Source organism: Methylobacterium sp. J-118 (assembly GCF_057836565.1).
On record NZ_JBYQFA010000001.1, the window covers coordinates 1,854,309 to 1,880,202 of the forward strand.

A 25,894-nucleotide genomic window follows, 5' to 3' on the forward strand; every position below is an offset into this window, starting at 1 on the left:
GCGCCTCAAGCTGACGGGTTTTGCGGTCGTAGAGCCGTGACGCAATGAAGAGACCGCCGAAGCCGAGGCCGAGGGCCGACACGGCTACGGCGAGGGCCAAAATCTGAAGCGCTTCGCGCGGTGCTTCCGCTCGCTCGCCGACAGCCCTAACCGCGCGATCCCCTCGTCCACTCCTGAGTCCCCGGGCCGTCGATTTGACCCGAAGAGTTCAGCTCTTCTTGCGGAAGGCGTCGAGGCTCACGACCTCGGCGCTGCCCTCCTCGCCCTCCTTCTTGGCGGCGGGGCGGGGGGCCTTCTCGTCCGGCTTGCCGGTGGGTTTGTCGCCCTGGGCAGCGGGGGCCGGCAGGCCCTTCGGCGCGGCCGCGCCGATCGTGGCGAGACCGGAGCCCTTGGGGCGGACCTCGCCGGGCTCGGAGCCCGCGCCGCGCGGGCCGGACTTGGCCGGGGCGGTGTTGGCCTCCTCGGGGGTCTCGCCGGCCTCGCTCAGGTCGAACTTCAGGCCGAACTGCACGGAGGGGTCGAAGAAGCCCGACAGGGCGTCGAATGGCACCAGGAGCCGCTCCGGCACGCCCGAGAAGGACAGGCCGACCTCGAAGGCGTGCTCGGTGACGTTGAGGTCCCAGAACTGGTGCTGGAGGACGATGGTCATGTCCTGCGGGTATTTCTCGCGCAGGGCCTGCGACATCCGCACGCCGGGCGCCTCCGTCCGGAATGACACGTAGAAATGGTGCTCCCCCATCAGCCCTTCGCGGGCCGCGTCGGTCAGCACCTTGCGCACGACGCCGCGCAGGGCGTCCTGTACCAGGAGATCGTAGCGGATCAGGTCGTCTGCCATCTGCGGTCGCGCTCTAGCCCGGTCTGTGCCCGGCGCCCCGCCGCGGATGGCCGGACCGAGGAATGAAGTGGAGGCTTTTGGTACCAGGTGCCTCCGGACCCCGCCTATGCGGTGCTACCCGCTAGGACTTCAGATCGATCTTGGGGACCGCTTACGCGGCCACCGCCACCAGAGCAAAGTTGTCGTTGGCAACTGTTGCAGAGGCCCGATAACGGCGGAACCATGCCGAGCGAAAGTCCAACCTTTACGCCCTCGTCGATCCTCACTTCGCCCCCGCCGGAGCCCAGGCTCCCGTCACGCGCCTTGCGGCAGCATGTCCTGGGTTCGGGTGGAGGCGCCGGGTACCGCCCCCGGGTCCGATAGGTTTATTGCGAAGAACGTTTATCGCCATAGCCGGCCTCGCGACCGGCACCCAAGATATAGAGGGGATCGGTCCGGTTTTGAAGCCCGATCGTGTCGCGTCGCTGTCTCAGGGCGAGTCTCTCGGCGAGGCTGTTGCGGGAAGCGCGCAGTCCCCGGGCGACGGCCCCCGGCCGGGGCGCGTCTGGTCGGCGATGGGGCGCCTCGCCGTCCTGATCGGGCTCGTCATCCTCTACCTCGGCGCCGCGAGCCTGCTCTCGCTGGCGAGCGTGCGCGTCGGGTTCGACCTGTGGAACGGGATCGACCCGTTCCTGCCGCCGGAGCGGCGCCAGTTCCTCAGCGCGGTGGAACTTGCCCACCGGGCCTTCGCGGTCGACGCCCTGCGCCAGGTCTTCCTCGCGGCCTTCGTGCTCGGCGGCGCGTGGTGGCGGGACCGGGCCGGGTGGCGCCGCCGCCTCGCCCTCGACCGGGAACGCCAGAACGGGATGCGGCCGGTGGCGCTGCTGGGGCTGCTCCTGGTCTGGCCGGTGCTGCACATCGCCTGGGTGACCGGCACCGCGGAGCTGTTCGGCGCGAGCTTCGGCCAGCACGTCCGGCTGTCGCCGTTCATGAGCCAGGCCGCTGTGGCGGCATGGCTCGCCTATCTCACGATCCTGGCCCCGGTGGCCGAGGAACTGCTGCTGCGCGGCGAGGCCTATGCCCGCGCCGACGCGGCCCTGGGACCGGCGGGGGCGATCCTGGTCACAGCCGTGATCTTCGCGGCCGCCCACGTCTCGTCCTGGGGGCTCGCCCGGCCCGTCTCGCTCCTGCCCCTCGCCCTGGCCCTCGGCTGGCTGCGCTGGCGCACCGGCCGGCTCTGGCCCGGCATCGCCCTCCACGGCTGGTCGAACCTCGCCCTCGTGACCTACCTGCTGTGGCCGCCCTGAGCGGAGCGGTGCATATGTCGGCGGCGCGCTTGCCGGGCGCCGCGCCGGCGCGCAGGAAGGGCCGATGGACGCTTATCACGACCTGCTCCGGCGCATCCTCGACGCGGGCACCGCCAAGGACGACCGCACCGGCACCGGCACGCTCTCGGTGTTCGGCCACCAGATGCGCTTCGACCTGTCGGCCGGCTTCCCGCTGGTCACCACCAAGCGTCTGCATCTGCGCTCGATCATCCACGAGCTGCTCTGGTTCCTCACCGGCGACACCAACGTGGCCGCCCTGCGGGCGAATGGCGTGACGATCTGGGACGAGTGGGCGGACGAGGCCGGCGACCTCGGCCCGGTCTACGGCAAGCAGTGGCGCTCCTGGGCGAAGCCCGGCGGCGGCACCGTCGACCAGATCGCCTGGGTGCTGGGCGAGATCCGCCGCAACCCCGACTCCCGCCGCCTGATCGTCTCGGCCTGGAACCCGGCCGACCTCGACCGGATGGCGCTCGCCCCCTGCCACTGCCTGTTCCAGTTCTACGTGAGCGACGGGCGGCTCTCCTGTCAGCTCTACCAGCGTTCGGCCGATGCCTTCCTGGGCGTGCCGTTCAACATCGCGAGCTACGCGCTCCTCACCCACATGATCGCCCAGGTGACCGGGCTCGGCGTCGGCGACTTCGTCCACACCTTCGGCGACGCGCATCTCTACCGGAACCACCTGGAGCAGACCCGCACCCTGCTCGCCCGCGCCCCGCGCCCGCTGCCGCAGCTGCGGCTCAATCCCGAGGTCCGCGACCTGTTCGCCTTCCGGTACGAGGATGTCTCCGTCGCGGGCTACGACCCGCACCCCGCCATCGCCGCCCCGGTGGCGGTATGAGCCCGATCGTCGCGCTGGTGGCGGCCATCGCCCGCAACGGCGTCATCGGCCGCGACAACGGCCTCGCCTGGCATCTCTCCAGCGACCTGAAGCGGTTCAAGGCCCTGACCCTGGGCAAGCCGATGCTGATGGGCCGCAGGACCTGGGACTCGATCGGCCGACCGCTCCCGGGCCGCCGCACGCTGGTGCTCACCCGGGACCGTACCTTTCGGGCGGAGGGCGCCGAGACCGTCCACGATTGGGATTCCGCGCTGGCGGCTGCCGCCGGGCCGGAGCTGATGGTGGTGGGCGGCGCCGAGATCTACGCAATCGCGCTTCCGCGGGCCGATCGGCTCCACCTCACCGAGGTCGCGGCCGATCCGGAGGGCGATGTGCGATTCCCGGATTTCGACCGGGCCCGCTTCCGCGAGACCTTCCGCGAGCAGCACCCGGCGGGTCCCCGCGACGCGCACGCGTTCGCGTTCGTCGATTGGGATCGGGTGCGCTGAGGCGCGCCGCCGCATTTGCCTTTGGCGTCGCGCATGCCCACCTGCCAGCCTTGACAGCATGGGGGGCGCGCCCGCAGGTGCCAATCGGGTGCGTGCGCTCACCGCAGGCTTGCACATCTTGCGGGACGATGCGCCCGTGCAAGCGCTTAGAGCATCATCCCGAGAGGCGGTTTCCGGCTTTCGGAAAAAGATGATGCAAAACCAAAGACCTACGTGTCGTCCTGGTTCCGATATCCAGGACGATGCGCTAGGCCTGCGAGGGGCCGGATCGCCCGGCCATCCGGGACTAGACGGGCGAGCGTGGCCGTTCAGGCCAAGGGGGGCGCCCGCCGGGATCGGGCCGGGCGCGGACAGGCGGGAGACGACGGCTAGGATGCCTTGGAGCAATCAGAGCGGCGGCGGGGGTCCCTGGGGCCGACCCGGCGGCAACGGCGGCGGCCCCTGGGGCGGCGGCGGCAAGACTCCGCCGAACCTCGAGGAACTGCTCCGCCGTGGGCAGGATCGCCTGCGTGGCCTGATCCCGGGGGGTGGCGGCACCGGCGGTGGCTATAGCGGCGGCGGCTCGACCGGTTTCGGCGGCGGCCGCAGCGCGGCGGTCATCGCGGCGCTCGCCGTCGCGGTCTGGCTCGCCACCGGCTTCTACACCGTCTATCCGCGTCAGGTCGGCATCGAGACGATCTTCGGCCGCTACGTCGGCACCAAGGGCGAGGGCCTGCGCTACAACTTCCCCTACCCGATCGGCGGGGTGGTCAAGCCGGATGTCGGCTCCCAGAACTCGATCCAGATCGGCTTCCGCGCCGGTCCCGGCGGCCAGGGCCGCAACCGCGACGTGCCGGACGAGAGCCTGATCCTGACCGGTGATGAGAACATCGTCGACCTCGACTTCGAGGTGCAGTGGCGGATCAACCCGCTCAAGGCCTCCGACTTCGTGTTCAACCTCCAGAACCCGGAGGGCACCATCAAGGCGATCTCCGAGAGCGCGATGCGCGAGGTGATCGGCCGCCGCAACATCCAGGCGATCCTCACCAACGAGCAGTCGAGCATCGCCCAGGAGGTCAAGGAGATGGTCCAGAAGGCGCTCGACGAGTACGGCGCCGGCGTGCGCATCGAGGTGGTGCAGCTCGTCTCGGTCAACCCGCCGCCGGAGGTGCGTCCCGCCTTCATCGACGTGAACGCCGCGCAGCAGGACGCCGACACGGCGCAGAACGAGGCCAAGACCTACGCCAGCCGCGAAGTGCCGCAGGCCCGGGGCAAGGCGTCCCAGATCTTCCAGCAGGCCGAGGCCTACCGGACCAAGGCGACGGCCGACGCCACCGGCCAGGCGGCCCGGTTCAGCGAGGTCTACGCCTCCTACAAGGCCGCCCCGGCGATCAGCCGCGAGCGGATCTTCCTGGAGACGATGGAGAAGGTCCTGGGCTCCGTGAACAAGGTGATCATCGATCAGAACGGCGCGCAGCCGGGCGGCGCCACCGCGGCCGGGGTCCTGCCCGTGCTGCCGCTCACCGAATTCGGTGCGCGCGCCCAGTCCCCGGCTCAGGCGGGAGCCGCCCGATGAAACAGGCCCTCCGCACCGGCCTGATCGCCGTCGCCGCGATCGTCGCGATCGGGCTTTATGCCTCGATCTTCACCGTCGGCCAGATGCAGCAGGCGCTCGTGCTGCAATTCGGCCGTGTCCGCGCCGTGCTCAACGCCACCGGCGAGGAGAAGCCCGGCCTCTACTTCAAGGTTCCGTTCGTCGAGAACGTCGTGATCTTCGACAAGCGCGTGCTCGACCTCGACCTGCCGGTGCAGACGGTGCTCACCGCCGACCGGCAGAACCTGGAGGTGGACGCCTTCGCCCGCTACCGGATCCTCGATCCGCTGCGCTTCTACCAGGCGGTGGGCAATATCGGGCTGGCCAATCAGCGGCTGGCCAGCTTCACCAATTCAAGCCTGCGCAACGTGCTCGCCCGCTCAACCCGCGACGCCATCGTCAAGACCGAGCGCGGCCAGCTGATGCACAACATCCAGGAGGACGTGAACCGGCAGGCGAAGGCGCTGGGCGTCGAGATCGTCGACCTACGCATGACCCGCGTCGATCTGCCCGCGCAGAACTCGGCCGCGGTCTACCGGCGGATGAAGACCGAGCGCGAGCGCGAGGCCGCCGACATCCGTGCCAACGGCGACCAGAGCGCCGCCACGATCCGCGCCAAGGCCGAACGCGAGGTCACGGTGATCCTGGCCGAGGCGACGCAGAAGGCCGAGCAGCTGCGCGGCGAGGGCGATGCCGACAAGAACCGCATCCTCGCCGAGGCGTTCGGCAAGGACCCGGACTTCTTCAGCTTCTACCGCTCGATGCAGGCCTACGAGACCGGCCTGAAGGGGTCCGACACGCGGCTGGTGATCAGCCCGAACACGGATTTCTTCCGCTACTTCAGCGATCCGCAGGGCCGGGCGGCGGCCGCAGCGACGCGGGCACCGCGGGGACCGGCTGATCCGAGCGCCACCACCGGTTCCACCGCCGGGACGGCGCGCTGATCGGACGCGCGTTGGCGCGCGGGCACCGGAAGACTACCTTGCACGTCGATACGCGGGCCCCGATCATCGATCAGGGGCCCGCGACGCTGGAAACGCGGTCTTGAAGAGGTCGATCATGCACCCCGTCGCGCGCGCCCCCGTGGCGCCCTTCGGCCGCGCGAAGGCGCAGCCCCGCTCCCGCACCCGCGCCCTCGTGGCGGCTGTCCTGTTCGGAGCTTCGGTCGCGAGCGCCGCCGTGCCGCGCCCGGCCTTCGCCAAGGGGCCGGCCTCGCTGGCCGACCTCGCCGATCAGGTGACCGACGCGGTGGTGAACATCTCCGCCTCCACCACGGTCGAGGCCCGGGGCGGGCGCGCCATGCCGCAGGTGCCCCCGGGCACCCCGTTCGAGGACCTGTTCGAGGAGTTCTTCAACCGCCGCGGCGGCAAGGGCGGCGAGCGCGGCGACAACGACGCGCCGCGTCAGCAGCGCAAGTCGAACTCCCTCGGCTCGGGCTTCATCATCGACGCGTCCGGGATCGTGGTGACCAACAACCACGTCATCGGCGACGCCAACGACATCCAGGTCATCCTGCACGACGGCACCAAGCTGAAGGCCGAGATCGTCGGCAAGGACTCGAAGATCGACCTCGCGGTGCTGCGGGTGAAGCCCCCGGCCGATCACCCGCTGAAGGCGGTGCCGTTCGGCAATTCCGACACGATGCGGCCCGGCGACTGGGTCATCGCCATCGGCAACCCGTTCGGACTCGGCGGCTCGGTCTCGGCCGGCATCGTCTCGGCGCGCGGCCGGAACATCGAGTCCGGACCCTACGACAACTACATCCAGACCGACGCGGCGATCAACAAGGGCAATTCCGGCGGGCCGCTGTTCAACATGGACGGCGAGGTGATCGGCATCAACACGGCGATCCTGTCGCCCACCGGCGGCTCGGTGGGCATCGGCTTCGCGGTCCCGTCGGACACGGCCAAGCCCGTGATCGACCAGTTGCGCGACTTCGGCGAGGTCCGGCGCGGCTGGCTCGGCGTGCGCATCCAGAACGTCGACGACACCACCGCCGAGGCGCTCAATCTCAAGGGCGGTGCCCGGGGCGCCCTCGTGGCCGGTGTCGACGAGAAGGGCCCCGCCAAGACCGCCGGGATCGACGTCGGCGACGTGATCGTGAAGTTCAACGGCGCCCCCGTGAAGGCCTCGGGCGACCTGCCGCGGATCGTCGCCTCGACCCCCGTGGGCCAGAAGGTCGACGTGGTGGTGGTGCGCAAGGGCGAGGAGGTGACCAAGCCCGTCACCCTCGGCCGCCTGGAGGACAGCGACAAGCCGCAGCTCGCCAATCTGCGCCAGCCGGAGCCCGAGAGCGCGACCCGTCAGGCGCTGGGGCTCAACCTGTCCGGCATGACCGACGACCTGCGGAAGAAATACGCCATCAAGGACACCGTGAAGGGTGTGGTCGTCACCCGCGTCGATCCGAACTCGACGGCGGCCGACAAGCGGATCCAGCCCGGCGAGGTGATCGTCGAGGTCGGCCAGGAATCGGTGAATACCCCGGCGGATGTGACGAAGCGGATCGACGCCCTCAAGAAGGACGGTCGCAAGTCGGTGCTGCTCCTCGTGGCCAGCGCCACCGGCGACGTGCGGTTCGTGGCGGTCGGGCTCGAGTAAACCGGCTCCGCATCGAAAGGCCGAGGGCCGTCGCTCCGAAAGAATGCGGCGGCCTTCGCGTTTTCGGGACAGGGCTGGGCGCCTTTAGGGAGAGCCGCTTCGCGGCAAGTCTTGCGCTGGGTCCCGGGTCGCATTCCGCTGGCGCTGCATGCGCCCGGGAAAGGGCCTGACGTTTCATCTTGCCCCGCCCCCCTTTCCCGGACAGGTGGAGCGAAGCGGAACCTGATCCGGGACCCAGCACGGGATGCGCCGCGAAGCGGTTCGACAGGAGCTGGGAGGCCGCATTGACGCGGCGGATCCGTGCAGCACACTGGGGCCGTGAGTCGATCCGGCTCGAGCTCTCTCGAACCCCATGACGGCCGTCGCCTTCGACACCCAAAAATTCGCCCGCGCCCTGCGCGAGAAGGCGAAGCTGTCACCCGAGCAGGCCGAGGGCTTGGCGGATGCGCTGGTCGATGTCTTTGACGGAACCCTCGCGACGAAGGCTGACATCCGCGACGTTCAGGCTGAAATCCAGGCCGTTCGCGGCGATATCGAAGCGCTGAAGATCCAGACCCGCGCCGATATCGAGGCTCTGCGGCTAACGACGCAGGCGGATAGCGAGAATCTCCGCGTTTCCACCAAAGCCGATATCAAGGCTCTCGGCCTCGAGATGAAGGCGGATATCGAAACGACGAAAGGCGCGATTGCCTCTGCCAAGGTGGAGATGGTGCGCTGGATCTTCGGTGCGATCGGCTTTCAGACGGTGGCTCTCCTGGGTGCCGTCGTCACGCTCGCTCGGATCCTCATCCACTGACCCCTCACGCCACGAACTCGGCCGCCGCATAGCCCTGCAGGTACAGCAGCGCGGTGAGGTCGCCGTGCTCGATCCGGACCCGGGCGGCGGCCGCGACCGCGGGCTTGGCCCGGAAGGCGACACCGAGGCCGGCTTCCGCCAGCATGTCGAGATCGTTTGCGCCGTCGCCGACCGCCAAGGTCTCGGCGGGGCTAAGCCCGAGGGCGTCGCGCAGTTCGATCAGCGCCGCGCGCTTCTCGGCCTTGCCGACGATCGGGTCCTCGACCGTGCCGGTGAGGCGCCCGTCAGCGACGCCGAGCACGTTGGCCCGGTGCGCCTCGAACCCGATCATCCCGGCAATCGGGCCGGTGAACAGGGTGAAGCCCCCCGAGACCAGGCAGGTCCGGGCGCCGTGCGCCCGCATCGTCCGCACCAGCGTCGGGCCGCCCGGGGTCAGGCTGAGCTGATCGGCGATCAGACCGTCCACCGCCGCGACCGGGATATCCTTCAGGAGCGCCACGCGCTCGCGCAGGGCCGGCTCGAAGGCGATCTCGCCGCGCATCGCCCGCTCGGTGATCGCGGCCACGTGGTCCTTGAGGCCGAGGGTGCCTGCGAGCTCGTCGATGCATTCCTGCTCGATCATGGTCGAGTCCATGTCGGCCAGGAACAGGCGCTTGCGGCGGTGCGCGTCGGCGGGCAGCACGGCGAGGTCGATCGGCTCCCCCGCGAGCGCGGTCCGCAGCCGCTCCGTGAGGGACGCGGCCGCGGCGGGCTCGCCCGGGACCAGGATCTCGGCCGCGACCTCCCCGTGCAGGATCCGGGGCTGGTTCTCCGTCCGCAGCACGGCGCGCGTCTCGGCCAGGACCGCGTCGGTGATGGACGGCCGATCCGGGTTTGCTATCAGGACCGCGACCAGCATCGTGGAGGTTCGCCTTGCCAAACCGGGGGGACGGGGGGCGCCCGGCGGCGATCCTCATCGCAGGGCCCACTGCGTCGGGCAAGTCGGCCCTGGCCGCCCGGCTGGCGCTGCGCCACGGCGGCGTGGTGATCAACACCGATTCCATGCAGGTCTACGCGGACCTGCGCCGCCTCACCGCCCGGCCCGACCCGGATGAGGCCGCCCGGGTGCCCCACCACCTCTACGGCCATGTCGACGGCGCCGTGAATTATTCGCTGGGGCACTTTTCCCGCGACGCGGCGGCGCTGCTCGCGGCGCTCGACGGGCGGTTGCCGGTCTTCGTCGGCGGCACCGGCCTGTACTTCCGGGCGCTGGAGCAGGGCTTTTCGGAGCTGCCGCCCGTGCCCGAGGCGGTGCGCGCGCGGGTGCGGGAGGAGGCCGAGGGGCGCCCCACCGAGGCGCTGCACGCCGACCTCGCCCGGCACGACCCCGAGGGTGCCGCCCGCCTGCGCCCGAGCGACCGGATGCGGGTGATGCGCGCCCTGGAGATCTTTTTTGCCACTGGCCGGCCGATCGCCAGCTTCTACGGCGACCCGGTGCCCGGGCCCCTGGCCGGCTGGAGTCTCAAAAGAATCTTCCTGGCGCCCGATCGCGCGGTGCTGCGCGCCCGAATCGACGCCCGCTTCCGGGCAATGATCGCGGAGGGCGCGCTGGACGAGGTCGCCCGCCTGCGGTCGCGAAGGCTCGATCCGATGCTGCCGGTGATGCGTGCCCACGGCGTGCCGGGCCTGATCGCCCATCTCGACGGGGCGATCGATCTGGAGGCGGCGATCGTCCGGGGGCAGGCGGATACGCGTGCCTACGCCAAGCGGCAATTCACGTGGTTCCGCCACCAGATGGGAACGGACTGGCGCTGGCTCGATTCGGAGGCGGCTCAGAGCGAACTGTGAGCTTACCGCATCTCTCCCTCCCCCCTCTGCGGGGGAGGGGAGCGCGGGCTCCGGAAAAGGCGCGCCTTTCATGAGGGGCAGAGCTTTGTTCTGCGCCGTCGCTCCCCTCTCTCGACCCGCTTCGCGGGCCACCCTCTCCCGCAGAGGGGAGAGGGAGACGCAGCGGGGGCCGGTTTGGCAACGCGCGAAAAGAGCGCTCAGCGCTCCAGCCGGGCCACCAGGCTCGACGTATCCCAGCGGTTGCCGCCCATGGATTGCACCTCGGCGTAGAACTGGTCGACGAGCGCCGAGACCGGGAGCTTGGCGCCGTTGCGGCGGGCCTCGTCGAGCAAAATGCCGAGATCCTTTCGCATCCAGTCGACCGCGAAGCCGAACTCGAACTGGCCCTGGTTCATGGTCTTGCCGCGGTTCTCCATCTGCCAGGAGCCGGCGGCCCCCTTGGAGATCACGTCGAGCACCGCCTCGACGTCGAGGCCGGCGCGCTTGGCGAAGTGGACGCCCTCGGACAGGCCCTGGACCAGACCGGCGATGCAGATCTGGTTGACCATCTTGGTGAGCTGGCCGGAGCCCACCGGGCCCATCAGCCGGCAGGCCCGGGCGAAGGCGCCGATCGCCCCCTCGGCCTTGGCGTAGGTCGCCGGCGCGCCGCCGCACATCACGGTGAGCACGCCGTTCTCGGCGCCGGCCTGGCCGCCGGAGACCGGGGCGTCGATGAAGCCCACCCCCTTGGCCTCGGCGGCGGCGGCGAGTTCCCGGGCGACCTCGGCCGAGGCCGTGGTGTGGTCGACGAAGACGGCGCCGGGCTTCATGCCGGCGAGCGCGCCGTCACCGCCCAGCACGACGCTGCGCAGGTCGTCGTCGTTGCCCACGCAGGCGAACACGATCTCGGCGCCCGCGACGGCCTCCCGGGGCGTGGCCGCGGAGGCGCCGCCATAGGTCTTCACCCAGGCCTCCGCCTTGGGGGTCGTGCGGTTGTAGACGGTGACGTCGTGGCCACCCTTTTTGGCGAGGTGGCCGGCCATCGGGCCGCCCATCACGCCGAGGCCCAGGAATGCGACCTTCGCCATTGTGCTCTCCTCAACGTCCGCCGGATCGCTCCGGCGCGATCCCGAACGGTGGCTCAGCGGCCGGCGGCGACGGCCGGGTTCCGGCCCCCGAGGGTCAGCGCCGCGTTGACGATGACAGCCACCACGATGTTCACGGCGAGCGCCAGGAGCCCGGTATAGAGCGTGAGCTTCGCGTCGCCGAAGGTCAGGGTGTGCAGGGGCTTCAGCCCGTCCGACCACGCGATGGCGCTGCCGGCGACGAAGCCCACCGCCCAGCCGGCGAGCAGGGCCGGCGCCCGGAACCACGACATGTAGAGGCCGAAGACCAGGGCCGGCAGGGTCTGCAGGATCCACAGGCCGCCGAGCAATTGCAGATCGAGGGCGAACTGCGTCGGCAGGACCAGGATCGCCACCAGGGCGCCGATCTTGACCAGCATCGAGGTGATCTTGGCGACCTGGGCCTCGCCGGACGGGGTCACGTTCGGGTTGACGTAGGCCTTCCAGACGTTGCGCGAGAACAGGTTGGCGGCGCCGATCGACATCACCGCCGCCGGCACCAGGGCGCCGATGGCGATGGCCGCGAAGGCGAAGCCCGCGAACCAGCCCGGGAACAGGGTCTTGAACAGGATCGGCACCACATCGTTGTTGCTCGCCACCTTGATGCCGGCGGCGTGGCCCATGTAGCCGAGCATCGCCAGCAGCCCGAGGAGCAGCGTGTAGGCCGGCAGCAGCACCGCGTTCTTGCGGATCGTGTTGCCACCCGAGGAGGCGAAGATGCCGGTCAGCGTGTGCGGGTACATGAAGGCGGCGAGCGCCGAGCCGAGCGCCAGGGAGGCGTAGGGCAGGATCTGCGCCGGGCTGAGCAGCGTGCCGCCCGAGCCCTTGGCCTTGAACGCCGCGTCGGCCGCGTCGAACACCGCGGCGTAGCCGCCGAGCTTCGACGGCACGATCGCCACCGCCACCAGCACCACGACGTAGATCATGATGTCCTTGACGAAGGCGATCAGCGCCGGGGCCCGCAGGCCCGACGAGTAGGTGTAGAAGGCCAGCACCAGGAAGGCGAGGATCAGCGGGATCTCGCCGTGCAGGCCCAGCGCCTTGATCGCCACCTCCATGCCGATCAGCTGCAGGGCAATGTAGGGCATGGTAGCGACCACGCCCGTAACGGCGACCGCCAGTTCGAGCGCCCGCGAGCCGTAGGTGCCGTACACGACGTCGCCCGCCGTGACGTAGCCCTTGTCCTTGGCGGCCTGCCACAGGACCGGCATCACCGCGAACACGAACGGGTAGACGATGATCGTGTAGGGCAGGGCGAAGAACCCGTAGGCGCCGACAGCGTAGACCAGCGCCGGCACCGCGATGACCGTATAGGCGGTGTAGAAGTCGCCGCCGATCAGGAACCACGTGATCCAGGTGCCGAACTTGCGCCCGCCCAGGCCCCATTCGTCGAGATGGGCCAGCGTCTCGGGCCGGCGCCAGCGCGCGGCGACGAAGCCCATCACGGTCACGAGCACGAAGAAGAAGAGGAAGACCGACAGGGCCGGGATATCGAGATCAGCGGTCATCGCGCACGGCCCGGTAGACGACGTAGAGGATCAGGGAGGTCAGCGGCACCCAGGCCAGCTGGTACCAATAGAAGAACGGGAAGCCGAACAGCATCGGATCGCGCTGGTTGTAGAACGGCACCCACAGGAGCCCCAGGAAGGGCAGCAGCAGGAGCCACATCAGCGGCGAGCGGCGTCGGGATTCCATGGTTCGGCCCGGTCGAGGAAAACGGCTCGGCGACGGATATCCGCCGTTACACGCGGCGGTCATCGTGCGGTCTGACGCGCTGCATCACAGTTCAGATCGCTTGCGTCAACGGGAGGCCGATAGGATAAACCGGACCTGTCGCACGGGATCAACGAATCCCGGCCGGCGGCTCCCCGGAGCCGCCCGAGCCCGAGGCGGCGTTCTGGGAGGAACGACATGGGTACGGCGCTCGGCAGGCAACTCCGCGACCATGGGCCCTGGGCCCTGGTGGGCGCGCTCGGCGCCGCGGCTCTGGCGATCGTGGCGACCCAGCGGGGCGAGACGATCAACGCCCTCTGGATCGTGGTCGCCGCGGTCTGCGTCTATCTGATTGCCTATCGCTACTATTCTAAGTTCATCGCTGAGAAGGTGATGCGCCTCGACCCGAAGCGCGTGACCCCGGCGGTGCGCCACAATGACGGGCTCGACTACGTCCCCACCAACCGCGGCGTGCTGTTCGGCCATCATTTCGCGGCGATCGCGGGGGCGGGCCCGCTGGTCGGTCCGGTGCTGGCCGCCCAGATGGGCTACCTGCCCGGCATGCTCTGGATCCTGGCGGGCGTCGTGCTGGCCGGCGCCGTGCAGGACTTCATGGTCCTGTTCGTATCGATGCGCCGGGACGGGCGCTCGCTCGGCGAGCTGATCCGGGCCGAGCTCGGCACCGTGCCGGGCATCATCGCCCTGTTCGGCACCTTCCTGATCATGGTGATCCTGCTCGCCGTGCTGGCGCTGATCGTCGTCAAGGCGCTGGCCGAGAGCCCGTGGGGTACCTTCACGGTGATGTCGACGATCCCGATCGCCATGCTGATGGGGGTCTATGCGCGCTATCTCCGCCCCGGCCGGATCGGCGAGGTCTCGATCCTCGGCTTCGTCCTCTTGATGCTGGCGATCCTGGCCGGCGGCTCCGTGGCGGCGAGCCCGGTTTGGGGGCCGGCCTTCACCTTCACGGGCCCGCAGCTCTGCTGGATGCTGATCGGCTACGGCTTCGTCGCCTCGATCCTGCCGGTCTGGCTGCTGCTCGCCCCGCGCGACTACCTGTCGACCTTCCTCAAGATCGGCACCATCGTGGGTCTGGCGCTCGGCATCGCCGTCGTGGCGCCGCACGTGCAGATGCCGGCGGTGACCAAGTTCGTGGACGGCACCGGCCCGGTCTGGGCGGGCAGCCTGTTCCCGTTCCTGTTCATCACCATTGCGTGCGGCGCGGTCTCGGGCTTCCACGCCCTGATCGCGTCGGGCACCACCCCGAAGCTGATCGCCAGCGAGGCCGATGCCCGCTTCATCGGCTATGGCGGCATGCTGATGGAATCCTTCGTGGCGATCATGGCCCTCGTCTCGGCCTGCGTGATCGACCCGGGCGTGTACTTCACCATGAACTCGCCCGCGGCGCTCGTCGGCACGACGCCAGAGACCGCGGCGGCCGCCGTCACCAAGCTCGGCTTCGCCACGACGCCCGACATCATCACCCAGACCGCCGCCGATGTCGGCGAGCGCACGATCATCTCCCGGGCCGGCGGCGCGCCGACACTCGCGGTCGGCATGGCCCACATCATCTCCTCGGCCATCGGCGGCAAGGCGATGATGGCCTTCTGGTACCATTTCGCGATCCTGTTCGAGGCCCTGTTCATCCTCACGGCCGTGGATGCGGGCACGCGCGCCTGCCGGTTCATGGTGCAGGATCTCGTGGCGCTCGCCGTGCCGTCGTTCAAGAACACCACGTCCTGGGGGCCGAGCATCGCGGCCACCGCCATCTCGGTGGGGGCCTGGGGCTACTTCCTGTACCAGGGGGTCACAGACCCGCTGGGGGGCATCAACACCCTGTGGCCGCTGTTCGGCATCTCGAACCAGATGCTGGCCGCGGTGGCGCTGACGCTGTGCACCGTGGTGATCTTCAAGATGAAGCGCGAGCGCTACGCGTTCGTGACCATCCTGCCGACCGCGTGGCTGTGCCTGTGCACCCTCACGGCCGGCTGGCAGAAGATCATGTCCGCCGACCCCAAGATCGGGTTCCTGGCCCATGCCGAGCGCTACGCGGCCGCCGCCGCGGACGGCAAGATCCTGGCCCCGGCCAAGACCGCCGACCAGATGAGCCAGATCATCCTCAACGACCGGATCGACGCGGTGCTGGCGGCCCTGTTCATCGGCCTCGTCGTCGCCATCGCGGGGTTCGGCATCGCCGCCTGCCTCAAGGCGTGGCGCGCCGACCGCTGGACCGCCAGCGAGACCGAGCCGCGCCTGGCCGCGGCGGAGTAGGGCACGTCATGCTGCAGCAGCCAAACCTGCGGGATCGCCTCCGGACGCTGTCCAAATGCGTCTGCGACGGCGCCCGGCTGATGGTCGGGCAGGGGGACTACGCGGCCTATGCCGAGCACCTCCGCCGCACCCATCCGGACCGGGCGCCGATGACCGAGGTCGAGTTTTTTCGCAATCGCGAGAACGCCCGCTTCGGGGTTGGGAATACCTCCGGCTTCCGCTGCTGTTGAAGACGGCAGAGAGCCGCGATCTCTCAACAGGCGATCGCAAATTGTATCTACGATCAGATTGACCAATCGCGGTTCGGATCGTAGATCTCGGCATGCGCGTCGTCTGGGATGAGCGGAAGCGGGAGATCAATTTCGCAAAGCACGGCCTCGACTTCGCGGATGCCCGCGACCGCTTTCTGTTTGAGGATTCGGTAATCGTGCCGTCTTATCCCGCGCGGGACGGCAGAGCCCGCTTCGTGGCGATAGGCGTGCTGGACGGGCTCCTCGTTGCGGCGGTGATGGCCCCGCTGGGATCGGAGGCGCTGTCGCTCATCAGTTTACGTCCGGCGAGCCGTGCGGAACGGAGGATCTACGAGAATGCCTAAGCTCGACCTGCCGCCGATCACCGATGCGGAGGAGGCTCGGATCCAGGCCGGCATCGCCGCCGATCCGGACAACCCCGAGGTCACCGCCGAACAGGCGCGCGACGCGCGTCCCTTCGCCGAGGCGTTCCCCGAACTGGCCGCCACCTTGCGCCGGTCCCGCGGACCGCAGAAGGCGGCGACCAAGCAGCTCGTGAGCCTGCGGCTCGATGCCGAGACCGTCGAGGCCTTCAAGGCCACGGGACCGGGCTGGCAGACCCGGATGAACGACGCCCTGCGGGCGGCCGCGCGGTCGCTGACGTAAGCGTGATCGCCGGCTTCGCGGGCGCGGCTCGCAACGGTCGAAACACGCGCGTCTGCCGTCGTCCGGACCCGATCCGGCCCGGCCGGCGTTCTCCACGCCGGAGGGCCGGCCGGCCCTCGCGAGACGCGGAAGGGCCGATGACCGACGAGCGTGCACAGGATCAGACTGAGCCCCGGGCCGTGAACGTCGCCCATGCCTGGGAGCGGGCCTACTGGGCGCGCCGGTTCATGGTGCCGGTGGAGCGGGTCGAGGCCGCGGTGGCGGCGGTGGGCGACGATCCGGCCCGCGTGGCGGCCCATCTCGGGCGGGACTGGCCCGGCCACGAGCCCGCCATCTGAGGCGCCCATCCCCGGGACAAGCTCGGCCGGAGCTTGACTCGGCGGCCACAATATCCGCCATCTCCGGTCCCACGGGAGGTCGGCATGAGCATTTTCCAGGACGCCATCCTTCGGTTCGGCCGCACGATCATGTCGTATGCGGGCGACGCGGTCTTCCTGCAGGCCGCGGTCTCCTCCGCGGCCAACGTCATCGTGGCGGACGGGGACGTGGCCGAGGAGGAGATCGAGTCGGCGATCACCGGGATCCGCGCCAACCCGATCCTCGAGAAATCCTACGACACCCTGCGGGTCGAGCAGGAACTCTACGAGGCGATCGCCCGGGCCAAGACCCGGGCCGGCCGGCTCGAGAACCTGCGCCTCGTGGCCGCCATCGCCGAGCGGCCGATCGAGCAGCGCCAGGACGTGTTCCTGATCGGCGCCGACGTGGCCGATATCGACGGGATCAGCACGGTCGAGCACACGTCGCTCGACGAGATCGCCGCCGCCCTGCACGTCGACAAGTCCGCGCTGCTGCGGTGAGGGCTTTCAGGCGCGGGTGAGCCGTGTCGGTTCGTCGGATGGGTGAGATCGCCTTCGGTCCGACGCTGGTCGATCGCGCACGCGAGCACCGGACGCGCTCGCCGGCGCCCTGACCCGCGAGGTCGGGCCGGTGGCGGCGCGGGTCCCGATCCGGGCGCCGCCCGCTCGACGGCCCGTCCGATCGGCGCTGACGGCGATCTGCCGGGTCGTGAAGGTGCCGGAGCGTCGCTCCGCGGCGTAGGCTGGGCCCGGTCGCGGGGCGGATGCGGAAGGCACCCCTGCGGCGAAGCCGCACGCTTTTTGCCTGGCCGGACATGATAGCGAATCAATTCGGGTGTCCGATGTACCGGCACGCGATGCGAAGAATCCGGCCCGGTGCCGGCCGGCGGAGACCGCATGGGCCTCGTCCTCTACGCCCTCAAGTTCCGGATCACGACCTACGTGCTCGCGGTGCTGATGATGCTCGGCGGCGTCGGCGCGATCCTCGTCACGCCCAAGGACGTGCTGCCGGTCGTCGATATCCCGGTCGTCGTGGTGGTCTGGACCTATACCGGCCTGTCCGCGCCGGAGATGGAACAGCGCATCACCACCTATGCCGAGTACGGCATCTCCAACAACGTCAACAACATCCGCCGCATGGAGTCGACGACGCTCCAGGGCACGGCGGTGCAGCGGATCTACTTCGACCCCTCGGTCAGCATCGATCTCGCCATCGCCCAGGTGGTCTCCTCGACCAACTCGATCCGCGCGGTGATGCCCACCGGCACCCAGCCGCCGGTGATCGTGCGCTACTCCGCCTCCTCGGTCCCGGTGATCCAGCTCGCCCTGACCTCGGCCAAGCAGAGCCTGAACGAGGTCTACGACTACGCCCAGTATCGGATCCGCCAGACCCTCGCGCAGGTCCCGGGCTCGACCCTGCCGTCGCCGTTCGGCGGGGCGCCGCGGCAGATCATGGTCGATCTCGACCTCAACGCCCTCCAGGCGCTCGGCCTGACGCCGCTCGACGTCACCAACGCCATGACGGCCCAGAACCTGACGGTGCCGTCGGGGCTCACCAAGATCGGCGAGCAGCAATACCCGGTCCAGCTCAACGCCACCCCGCCCTCGATCGAGACCCTCAACCTCGCGCCGATCAAGGTGGTGGCCGGCCAGCCCGTGCTGATGCGCGACGTCGCCTACGTCCGCGATGGCGGGCCGCCGCAGGTCAACGTCGTCAGCGCCGACGGCCAGCAGGCCGTGCTGATGCAGGTGATCAAGAACGGCAACGCCTCGACGCTCAACGTCGTCAACAACGTCAAGGCGGCGATGCCGACGATCCGGGCGGCCGCGCCCGAGGGGCTCTCGGTCAAGCAGCTGTTCGACCAGTCGGTCTTCGTCTCGAACGCCATCGAGGGCGTGCTCCACGAGGCCCTGACCGCAGCCGCCCTGACGGGGCTCGCGATCCTGCTGTTCCTCGGCTCCTGGCGCTCGACGATCATCGTGCTGATCTCGATCCCGCTCTGCGTGATGACCTCGCTCGCCGTGCTGGCCGCCCTCGGCGAGACCATCAACGTGATGACCCTGGGCGGGCTCGCGCTCGCGGTCGGCATCCTGGTGGACGACGCCACGGTGGCGATCGAGAACACCTACCGGCTGTTCGAGGAGGGCGAGGAGTTCCGCGAGAGCGTGGTCCACGGCGCCGCCGGCATCGCCAAGCCGGCGCTGATCTCGACCCTGTCGATCTGCGCGGCCTTCACGGCGGTCTTCGCCCTCACCGACACGCCGAAATACCTGTTCACCCCGCAGGCGCTCGCGGTGGTGTTCGCGATGCTGACCTCCTACCTGCTGTCGCGGACCCTGGTGCCGCTCATGATCGACGTGATCGTGGCGCCGGAATACCGCCAGAACCACGCCAAGGACCGGGACGAGAACCGGGAGGCGCCGGCCCGGCGCGGCCGCATCGCCCGGGCCGTCGGCCTCGTCGGCGCCCCGCTGATGCGGCTGTTCGGCGGCATCCATGCCGGCTTCGAGCGCGGCTTCACGCGGTTCCACCGGGGCTATGTCGGCCTGCTGCACGCGGTGCTGGGCCACCGGATCGTCACGCTGGGCGTCGTCGGCGTCGTGCTGGCGATGACCGGGGCTTTGTTCGTCTTCGTCGGGCAGGATTACTTCCCGCAGATCGAGGCGAGCCAGATGACCATGCATCTGCGCACGCGCACCGGCATGCGCATCGAGACCACCCGGCAGGTCTTCGCCCAGGTCGAGGACACGGTCCGGGCGGTGATCCCGCCGGACGAGATCGATCAGATCCTCCAGAACATCGGCCTGCCGTCGAACAACTACAACTTCGCCTTCTCGGACGGTTCGTTCGTCTCCTACAACGACGGGCAGATGCTGGTCAGCCTCAAGGAGGGCCACGGCTCGGTGGCGGGCTACACGAAGCGCCTGCGCGAGGTGCTGATGAAGCGCTTCCCCGACGTGACCGTCTATTTCCAGCCGGCCGACATGATCACCCAGATCCTGAACTTCGGCGTCATCACCCCGATCGACGTGCAGGTCTCCGGCCGGCACCCGGAGAAGGACCTGGAGGTCGCCCAGCGCATCGTCCAGCGGCTGAAGCACACCAAGGGCCTCGTCGACGTCCACCTGCAGCAGATCGTCAACGAGCCGCAATTCTACGTCGACGTCGACCGGCGCCTCGCCTCCGAACTCGGGCTCACCGAGCAGCAGGTGGCGCAGAACATGAACATCTCCCTGTCGGGCAGCTACCAGGTGACGCCGAACTTCTGGCCCGATCCCAAGACCGGCATCCCGTATCAGCTCTGGGTGCAGACGCCCGAATACCGCAACGCCTCGCTCACCGACCTGCGCAACACGCCGATGTTCGTGCGCGCCGCCGCGACTTCGAGCTCGGGTCCGGGGGTGCTGACGCTGCTCTCCAGCCTCGCGGACCTGCGCCGGACGCCGACGCAGACCATGATCAGCCACGTGAACATCCAGCCGACCTTCGACATCTACGCGGCGGTCCAGGATCGCGACCTCGGCTCGGTCGCCCGCGACATCGATGCGGTCGTCCAGGACGAGCAGAAAAATCTGGAGGCGCCCGACAGGATCGCGGTCCGCGGCCAGATCGAGAACATGCGCTCGGCCTTCTTCCGCCTGGAGCTCGGTCTCGGCGTCGCGCTGATCGCCGTCTACCTGCTGATGGCGGTGAACTATCAGACCTGGGGTGACCCGTTCGTGGTCATCGCCGCCCTGCCGATGGCGTTCTGCGGCATCACCTTCGCGCTGTTCGTCACCGGCACCGCCTTCTCGATCCCGTCGATCTTCGGGGCGATCATGTCCGTGGGCATCGCCTCGGCGAACTCGATCCTGCTCGTCACCTTCGCCAAGGAGCACCGGGAGGCCACGGGCTGCAGCGCCCTGGAGGCGGCGATCACCGCGGGCGAGACCCGGCTGCGGCCGGTGCTGATGACCGCCTCGGCGATGTTCTTGGGATTGATCCCGATGGCGCTCGGCACCGGAGAGGGCGGCGAGCAGAACGCCGCGCTGGCCCGGGCCGTGATGGGCGGCATCGCCTTCGCCACCCCGGCGACCCTGCTGCTGGTGCCGTTCCTCTACGTGCTGATGCGCGGCGGCCCGGCCCAGCCGGTGCAGGATTACCTCGGGGCGGATCACCGGGCCGAGGGCCAGGCCGCGGCCTGACGCGCGGAAACGCACGGCCCTCTCGCCTGCGGGCTACGGACGACACGGGGTGCGACCGTCGCCGTGATCATGCCATGGGCGCACAAGGCGCAGGTCCCCTCTCAGGAGCGGGAGAGGGGACCGGTCGCGGCCTGCAACAGGGCCGGTGCCTCAAACCTGTGTCGCCCGTAGCTCAGCGAGGGAGACGCTCCCGGGGCTGGCCGTTGCCCGCATCCGGAAGCGATGTGTGACCGCCACGGCCCTGCGCAAGAGACAGGACGCCGGGTCGGCGGGACCTACTCGCAGACCTCGACGCGGCGATAGGTGAACTCGCCGTCGCCGAGCCATTCCTTGCGGCGCTCGTAGTGGCAGATCGGGCCGCGGCGCTCGCGGATCACGACGGGCTCGGGCTCCTCGACCACGACGCGGCGCGGGCGGTACTCCGGCGGCGGCGGGGGCGGGTTCGCGCCGTTGATGAGGGCGCTCCCGACCACGCCGCCGACCACGCCGGCCGCGAGGCCGCCGACGATGGCGCCGGTCTGGTCGCGGGCGGTGGCCGGGGCGACGGCCCCGAGAACCAGGGTCGCGGCGAGGGCGGCGGCCCCGGCGCGGATCATCGTGAAGGAACCGTTGAAGGACACGCGCAACATCTCCCGTTCGTGTTGGGGATGATCCAACACCGGGAGGATTAAAAATCCCCGAAGCGGCCCAATTCGATCGTGTGCCAGGGAAACGGATCGGTCCGGCCGGACGGAGTCAGAGCAGCCCGTCGAGGCTCTCGACCACGACGGCCGGCGCGAGATCGGCGTACTCGTCCGGCAGCCCCTTGCGGTTGATCCAGGCCGTCCGGAATCCGAAGGCGCGGGCCCCGGCCACATCCCACCGGTTCGAGGAGCAGAACAGGACGTCGCCCTCCCCGACCGCCATGCGCGTCAGGGCGCTGCGGTAGGCGTCGGGATGGGTCTTGAACACCTGCGCGTCGTCCACCGACAGGACTGCGTCGAGGTGGTCGGCGAGCCCCGCCGAGGCCACGGCCCGGTCGACCATCGCGGCGTTGCCGTTGGTGAGGATCGCGGTACGGATCCCGCGCTTGCGCAGGGCCGCCAGGACGCCCGGCACCTCCGGATAGGCGTCGAGGTCGCGATAGGCGTCGAGCAGCCGCTCGCGCAGGCCGGGATCGACCCCGGGATGGAGCGCCAGGGCATGGTCGAGGGCCTGTACGGTCAGGTCCCAGAAGGCCGCGTAGCGGCCCATGAGCGACAGGGTCCAGCTGTATTCGAGCTGCTTGTTGCGCCAGACCTCTGAGAGGTGGGCCGCGTCCGGTCCGACCGCGGCGGCGTAGCGCTGGACCGCGGCGTTGACGTCGAACAGCGTGCCGTAGGCGTCGAACAGGACGGCCTTCACGCCCGCGAGCAGGTCCTTGGCGTCGGTCATGGCGGTCCTCACTGGGTGCTCTTTCCCGATCTGGGGCCGGGACGCCCGATGGCGAGCCCGACGCGGTCCGCTCAGGCCCGGCGCAGGCGCAGGCCGAACAGGTGCAGCAGGCCCGCCAGCAGCCCGCCATAGACGACGGCCCCGGCCAGCCCCAGCAGCGCCAGGACGGCGAGCTCACGCCCGTGCGGCAGGGCCGGCACCAGGGTCTGGGCGAGCCCTTCGCCATAGACCGCGACGGCCGCCAGGCCCAGGCAGGCGAGCGCGACCCCGGCGACGGTGAGGCCCAGGGTCCGCCCCGGCGCCGTCCAGTTCCGGCGCCTGGCCAGGACGAGGAGCAGCACCAGGTTCACCCATTGGCTGACCGCGGTGGCCAGCGCCAGCCCGGTGACGCCGTAGGGGCCGGTGAGCCAGAGCTTCAGGGCGACGTTGACCAGGATCGCCGTGAGCGAGGCCCAGAGCGGGGTCTTGGTGTCCTGCCGGGCGTAGAAGCTCGCCACCGCGCTGCGCACCAGCACCACGGCCGGCAGCGCGAAGCCGTAGGCGGCGAGCACCGCGGCGGCCCGGGCGGCATCCTCCGCGCTGAAGGCGCCGCGCTGGAACAGGGCCGCCATGATCAGGCCCGGGATGGTCAGGAACGCCACGGTGAACGGCGCCGACAGGGCCAGGGAGAACCCCGCCGCCCGGTTCTGGGCCGCGTGGGCGCCGGCGACGTCCCCGGCGGCGATCCGCCGGCTCATCTCGGGCAGGAGCACGGTGCCGGCCGCGATGGCGATGACCCCGAAGGGGAGCTGGTAGAGCCGGTCGGCGTAGTAGAGCGCCGAGACCGCCCCGGTGGGCAGCCAGCTGGCGATGATCGTGTCGGCGAAGGCCGCGATCTGGAAGCCGGCGGAGCCGATCACCGCCGGCCCGAGCACCGCGAAGAACCGCTTCAGCGCCGGATCGGCCCGCGGCACCGCGAGGTCGGGCATCACCCGGGCCCGGCGGCAGCCCCACCAGAGCAGGCCGAACTGGAGCACCCCCGAGACGGCGACGCCCCAGGCGGCCGCGTAGGCGGCGTTCGGGAACAAAGCGCTCAACCCCAGGGCGGCCAGCATGGCGAGGTTCAGCAGGATCGGCGCCCCGGCCGCCACGGCGAAATGCCGGTGGGCGTTGAGGATGCCCGACAGCAGCGTCACCAGGGTCATGAACAGCAGGTACGGGAAGGTGATGCGGGTCAGCGCCACCGCGAGCTGGAAGCGCGCGCCGTCCTCCGCGAAGCCCGGCGCCAGGGCGCGCACCACCCAGGGCATCGCCGGCAGGGCGAGGTTCAGCAGCACGAGCTGCACGATCAGCATCAGGGTGAAGACCCGGTCGGCGAAGCGATGCGCTTCCCCCGGGGCGCCCGCCTCCGCGAGCCCGGCATAGGCCGGCACGAAGGCGGTGTTGAACGCCCCCTCGCTGAAGATCGCGCGGAAATGATTGGGCAGCCGGAACGCCACCACGAAGGCGTCGGTCATCGGGCCGGCGCCCATCACGGCGGCCATCACCACGTCGCGGGCGAAGCCGGTGACGCGCGAGACCAGGGTCCAGCCGCCGACCGAGAGGATGGAGCGGATCATGGGCGGGGATGCCGCCGGGACGGCTGCCGTAGCAGACTGCCGGAAGCACCCGACGTTGAAGAATAGGAGTGACCGGCTCCGTGCCTCTCCCTCCCCCCGCAAAGGGGGGAGGGGGTGAAGCCGGAAGCGTCGCGCAACAAAGGAATGGCCGAACCTTTTTTCACCGGGTCATCCGGCGTCGGGCGCATCAAGAGCCGGTTTCATGCGTCACCTCAAGGGTGCCGCGGACACAGGGCCCACGGCAGCCGCTCAAGCGCTCTCCGCCGAAGTGGATACCGGTTCGGCGCACGAGAGCGCGTCACACCAAGGGCTTGGAGCCGCGCACGATTGCGACGCGATCGGGCACGGCTCTAAGCCGCCTCAGGCGGTCGCCTCGGCGTACATCTTCTCCACGTGCTCCCAGTTCACGAGGTTCTCGATAAACGCCTTGAGATAGTCGGGCCGGCGGTTGCGGTAGTCGATGTAGTAGGAGTGCTCCCACACGTCGACGCCGAGGATCGGCTTGGCGCCGTGGACCAGCGGGTTCTCGCCGTTGGGGGTCTTCATGATCGCGAGCTTGCCGTCCTTGACGGCGAGCCACGCCCAGCCCGAGCCGAACTGGCCGATGCCCGCCTGGATGAAGTCCGCCTTGAACTTCTCCGCACCGCCCAGATCCTCGTCGATCTTCTTGGCGAGCGCCCCCGGGATGGCGCCGCCGCCGTTGGGCTTCATCCACTGCCAGAAGTGGATGTGGTTGTAGTGCTGGCCGGCATTGTTGAAGAGCGGCTGATTGGTGTTGTAGGCGGCCTTGACGATCTCCTCGACGCTCTTGCCCTGGAGATCGGTGCCCTCGAGCAGCTTGTTGCCCGTGTCGACATAGGCCTTGTGGTGCTTGTCGTGGTGGAACTCGAGGGTTTCCTTCGACATGTACGGCCCGAGCGCGTCGTAGGCGTAGGGCAGTTCCGGCAGGGTGAAGGTCATCGCGTCTGTCTCCGCTTGGCAGGGGGCAGCCTCGGTCCCGGCGGGGGCGCCCGAGTCGAGAGACCGCTAGGTAAGTCGGGGGCCGCGCGAGGGCAACGCCGGGCGCGGTCGGGCGGGCGCGAAGTTCCGGGATCGCGGACCGCCGGGCGGCGGCGGAGTCCGGTATCCCGGGGGATATCGCCGTATGGTTTTGCAATATGACGGCCAGGCCTTACTGTAGGCCACGCCTTGAGCGCCGGCTGGGAGCCGGCACGTGCCAGAGAGTATCATGATCGCTGCGCTGTTCGCGCTCGCCGCCGCCATGATCATCGGCGGCTGCGCCGCCGTGATCCAGGGCTTCCCCTATGTGCGTCTGGAGAGCGGCCTCGCGATGGTGATCGCGGGCTCGGTGGCGGCGTCGTCGGGGGCCGTCCTTCTAGGGCTCGGCGTGCTCGCCCTCGCCTTCCGGCGCGTCGCACGGGCGATCGAGCAGGCCCCGGCATCCGGGGTGCGGGACACCGTCGCCGCCTCTGCCGTGGAGGGCCGGATCCGGCCGCCGCCGCTCATGCCCACCGCCCCGGCCTTCATCGTGCCGTCGGTGGTCGAGCCGCCCTTCGATCCGGAACGTCCCCGGATCGCGCCGAGTCTGGACGTCCGGACGGACGCGGAGCCCGCACCGGCCCCGCCGCCGATCGAGCCGCCGACCCGGGCCGAGCCGATGCCCGCCGCGCCGCCATCCCTGGCGCGGGCGCCGATCCTCCAGCCCAAGCCTGACGGGCCCAAGCTCGATGGGCTCAAGCCGGACGTGCCCAGGCCGGACGTGTCCAGATCCGAGACGCCCCCGCCCGCACCCGTGACCGCCCCCGAGGACGACCTGTTCGCCGCGCCCGAGGCCCCTGCGGAACCGGAGCCGTCCCTGCGTCCGAGCCTCGACACGGTGCCCGAACCCGCACCGCCCGCCCCGAAGCCGGACGCGCGCACCGTGGTCGGCCGCTACGCCTCCGGCGGCAACACCTACGTGATGTTCGAGAACGGATCGATCGAGGCGGAGACGCCGCAGGGCCGTTTCACCTTCGCGTCCCTCGATGAGCTGAAGGCCTTCGTGGACAATGGCGGCGAGTCCGGCACGCGGGGCGCGGCCTGAGGCGCCGCCGGCGG

The 25,894-nt window shown here is 70.0% G+C and carries 25 protein-coding genes and 1 other RNA gene; 16 read left to right on the top strand and 10 right to left on the bottom strand.

Features of this window, described 5'->3' with window-relative positions:
- Nucleotides 1–208: 208 nt before the first annotated feature.
- Nucleotides 209–835 carry an SspB family protein gene (locus AC3IF3_RS09025; RefSeq protein WP_243971135.1) on the bottom strand — a complete coding sequence of 209 codons (627 nt, stop codon included), beginning with the start codon at nt 833–835 and terminating at the stop codon, nt 209–211.
- Between the two features lie 66 nt (nt 836–901).
- Nucleotides 902–1,284: a transfer-messenger RNA gene (gene ssrA, locus AC3IF3_RS09030) on the bottom strand.
- On the opposite strand from ssrA, the gene AC3IF3_RS09035 reads away from it, so the two are divergent.
- From AC3IF3_RS09035 to AC3IF3_RS09065, 7 genes are all read left to right on the top strand, one after another.
- Nucleotides 1,276–2,121, top strand: a complete 846-nt coding sequence (locus AC3IF3_RS09035) for a CPBP family intramembrane glutamic endopeptidase (RefSeq protein ID WP_489228380.1) — start codon at nt 1,276–1,278, stop codon at nt 2,119–2,121. The genes ssrA and AC3IF3_RS09035 overlap by 9 nt on opposite strands.
- Before the next feature lie 64 nt (nt 2,122–2,185).
- Nucleotides 2,186–2,980: a thymidylate synthase gene (locus AC3IF3_RS09040; protein ID WP_489228382.1), complete on the top strand. Its 795-nt coding sequence runs from the start codon at nt 2,186–2,188 to the stop codon at nt 2,978–2,980.
- Nucleotides 2,977–3,468, top strand: coding sequence for a dihydrofolate reductase (locus AC3IF3_RS09045; protein ID WP_489228384.1), 492 nt, complete (start codon nt 2,977–2,979; stop codon nt 3,466–3,468). The genes AC3IF3_RS09040 and AC3IF3_RS09045 overlap by 4 nt, the downstream gene beginning before the upstream one ends.
- 373 nt (nt 3,469–3,841) lie before the next feature.
- The gene (hflK, locus tag AC3IF3_RS09050) at nt 3,842–5,023 is read left to right on the top strand and encodes an FtsH protease activity modulator HflK (protein ID WP_489228386.1); all 1,182 of its coding nucleotides are present in this window, start codon (nt 3,842–3,844) and stop codon (nt 5,021–5,023) included.
- Complete coding sequence (gene hflC, locus AC3IF3_RS09055; RefSeq protein WP_489228388.1) at nt 5,020–5,985, top strand: protease modulator HflC; 966 nt, start codon at nt 5,020–5,022, stop codon at nt 5,983–5,985. Before hflK ends, hflC begins: the two co-directional genes overlap by 4 nt.
- Nucleotides 5,986–6,100: 115 nt before the next feature.
- Nucleotides 6,101–7,639: a Do family serine endopeptidase gene (locus AC3IF3_RS09060; protein WP_243971124.1), complete on the top strand. Its 1,539-nt coding sequence runs from the start codon at nt 6,101–6,103 to the stop codon at nt 7,637–7,639.
- A 352-nt stretch (nt 7,640–7,991) separates the two neighbouring features.
- Complete coding sequence (locus AC3IF3_RS09065) at nt 7,992–8,435, top strand: DUF1640 domain-containing protein (RefSeq protein WP_489228390.1); 444 nt, start codon at nt 7,992–7,994, stop codon at nt 8,433–8,435.
- Between the two features lie 4 nt (nt 8,436–8,439).
- Here AC3IF3_RS09065 and serB read toward each other — a convergent pair whose 3' ends face one another.
- Nucleotides 8,440–9,333, bottom strand: a complete 894-nt coding sequence (gene serB / locus AC3IF3_RS09070) for a phosphoserine phosphatase SerB (RefSeq protein ID WP_489228391.1) — start codon at nt 9,331–9,333, stop codon at nt 8,440–8,442.
- A 14-nt stretch (nt 9,334–9,347) separates the two neighbouring features.
- Between serB and miaA the strand changes: the two genes are divergently transcribed.
- On the top strand, nt 9,348–10,262 hold the full coding sequence (miaA, locus tag AC3IF3_RS09075; protein ID WP_489228392.1) for a tRNA (adenosine(37)-N6)-dimethylallyltransferase MiaA: 915 nt from the start codon (nt 9,348–9,350) through the stop codon (nt 10,260–10,262).
- A 197-nt stretch (nt 10,263–10,459) separates the two neighbouring features.
- Here miaA and AC3IF3_RS09080 read toward each other — a convergent pair whose 3' ends face one another.
- The 3 genes from AC3IF3_RS09080 to AC3IF3_RS09090 are packed head-to-tail and all read right to left on the bottom strand — an operon-like array spanning nt 10,460 to nt 13,060.
- A complete protein-coding gene (locus AC3IF3_RS09080; RefSeq protein WP_489228393.1) occupies nt 10,460–11,329 on the bottom strand; it encodes an NAD(P)-dependent oxidoreductase in 870 nt (289 codons plus the stop codon).
- A 53-nt stretch (nt 11,330–11,382) separates the two neighbouring features.
- Nucleotides 11,383–12,873, bottom strand: coding sequence for a monocarboxylate uptake permease MctP (mctP, locus tag AC3IF3_RS09085; protein WP_489228394.1), 1,491 nt, complete (start codon nt 12,871–12,873; stop codon nt 11,383–11,385).
- Entirely contained in the window at nt 12,863–13,060 is a 198-nt protein-coding gene (locus tag AC3IF3_RS09090; protein ID WP_243971113.1) for a DUF3311 domain-containing protein, read from the bottom strand. The genes mctP and AC3IF3_RS09090 overlap by 11 nt, the downstream gene beginning before the upstream one ends.
- Nucleotides 13,061–13,276: 216 nt before the next feature.
- Here AC3IF3_RS09090 and AC3IF3_RS09095 point away from each other — a divergent pair, with 216 nt between their 5' ends.
- The 7 genes from AC3IF3_RS09095 (at nt 13,277) to AC3IF3_RS09125 (ending at nt 20,786) form a co-directional block, all read left to right on the top strand.
- Complete coding sequence (locus AC3IF3_RS09095) at nt 13,277–15,349, top strand: carbon starvation CstA family protein (protein ID WP_489228396.1); 2,073 nt, start codon at nt 13,277–13,279, stop codon at nt 15,347–15,349.
- A gap of 8 nt (nt 15,350–15,357) precedes the next feature.
- On the top strand, nt 15,358–15,579 hold the full coding sequence (locus tag AC3IF3_RS09100; RefSeq protein ID WP_243971109.1) for a YbdD/YjiX family protein: 222 nt from the start codon (nt 15,358–15,360) through the stop codon (nt 15,577–15,579).
- Between the two features lie 92 nt (nt 15,580–15,671).
- On the top strand, nt 15,672–15,944 hold the full coding sequence (locus tag AC3IF3_RS09105) for a BrnT family toxin (protein WP_243971107.1): 273 nt from the start codon (nt 15,672–15,674) through the stop codon (nt 15,942–15,944).
- Entirely contained in the window at nt 15,937–16,245 is a 309-nt protein-coding gene (locus tag AC3IF3_RS09110) for a BrnA antitoxin family protein (RefSeq protein WP_489228398.1), read from the top strand. The genes AC3IF3_RS09105 and AC3IF3_RS09110 overlap by 8 nt, the downstream gene beginning before the upstream one ends.
- A gap of 137 nt (nt 16,246–16,382) precedes the next feature.
- A complete protein-coding gene (locus tag AC3IF3_RS09115; protein WP_489228400.1) occupies nt 16,383–16,583 on the top strand; it encodes a DUF3606 domain-containing protein in 201 nt (66 codons plus the stop codon).
- Nucleotides 16,584–16,667: 84 nt separating this feature from the next.
- On the top strand, nt 16,668–17,102 hold the full coding sequence (locus AC3IF3_RS09120) for a tellurite resistance TerB family protein (RefSeq protein WP_243971102.1): 435 nt from the start codon (nt 16,668–16,670) through the stop codon (nt 17,100–17,102).
- A gap of 396 nt (nt 17,103–17,498) precedes the next feature.
- On the top strand, nt 17,499–20,786 hold the full coding sequence (locus AC3IF3_RS09125; protein WP_489228401.1) for an efflux RND transporter permease subunit: 3,288 nt from the start codon (nt 17,499–17,501) through the stop codon (nt 20,784–20,786).
- Nucleotides 20,787–21,061: 275 nt separating this feature from the next.
- Here the strand turns inward: AC3IF3_RS09125 and AC3IF3_RS09130 are convergent, their stop codons facing one another.
- From AC3IF3_RS09130 to AC3IF3_RS09145, 4 genes are all read right to left on the bottom strand, one after another.
- The gene (locus AC3IF3_RS09130; protein WP_409564856.1) at nt 21,062–21,415 is read right to left on the bottom strand and encodes a hypothetical protein; all 354 of its coding nucleotides are present in this window, start codon (nt 21,413–21,415) and stop codon (nt 21,062–21,064) included.
- A 106-nt stretch (nt 21,416–21,521) separates the two neighbouring features.
- Nucleotides 21,522–22,199: a haloacid dehalogenase type II gene (locus AC3IF3_RS09135; protein WP_243971098.1), complete on the bottom strand. Its 678-nt coding sequence runs from the start codon at nt 22,197–22,199 to the stop codon at nt 21,522–21,524.
- A 71-nt stretch (nt 22,200–22,270) separates the two neighbouring features.
- Nucleotides 22,271–23,797: a murein biosynthesis integral membrane protein MurJ gene (gene murJ / locus AC3IF3_RS09140; RefSeq protein WP_243971096.1), complete on the bottom strand. Its 1,527-nt coding sequence runs from the start codon at nt 23,795–23,797 to the stop codon at nt 22,271–22,273.
- Between the two features lie 360 nt (nt 23,798–24,157).
- A complete protein-coding gene (locus tag AC3IF3_RS09145; RefSeq protein WP_244001266.1) occupies nt 24,158–24,757 on the bottom strand; it encodes a superoxide dismutase in 600 nt (199 codons plus the stop codon).
- A 253-nt stretch (nt 24,758–25,010) separates the two neighbouring features.
- Between AC3IF3_RS09145 and AC3IF3_RS09150 the strand changes: the two genes are divergently transcribed.
- A complete protein-coding gene (locus tag AC3IF3_RS09150; protein ID WP_489228404.1) occupies nt 25,011–25,880 on the top strand; it encodes a hypothetical protein in 870 nt (289 codons plus the stop codon).
- The last annotated feature ends 14 nt before the right edge of the window (nt 25,881–25,894 follow it).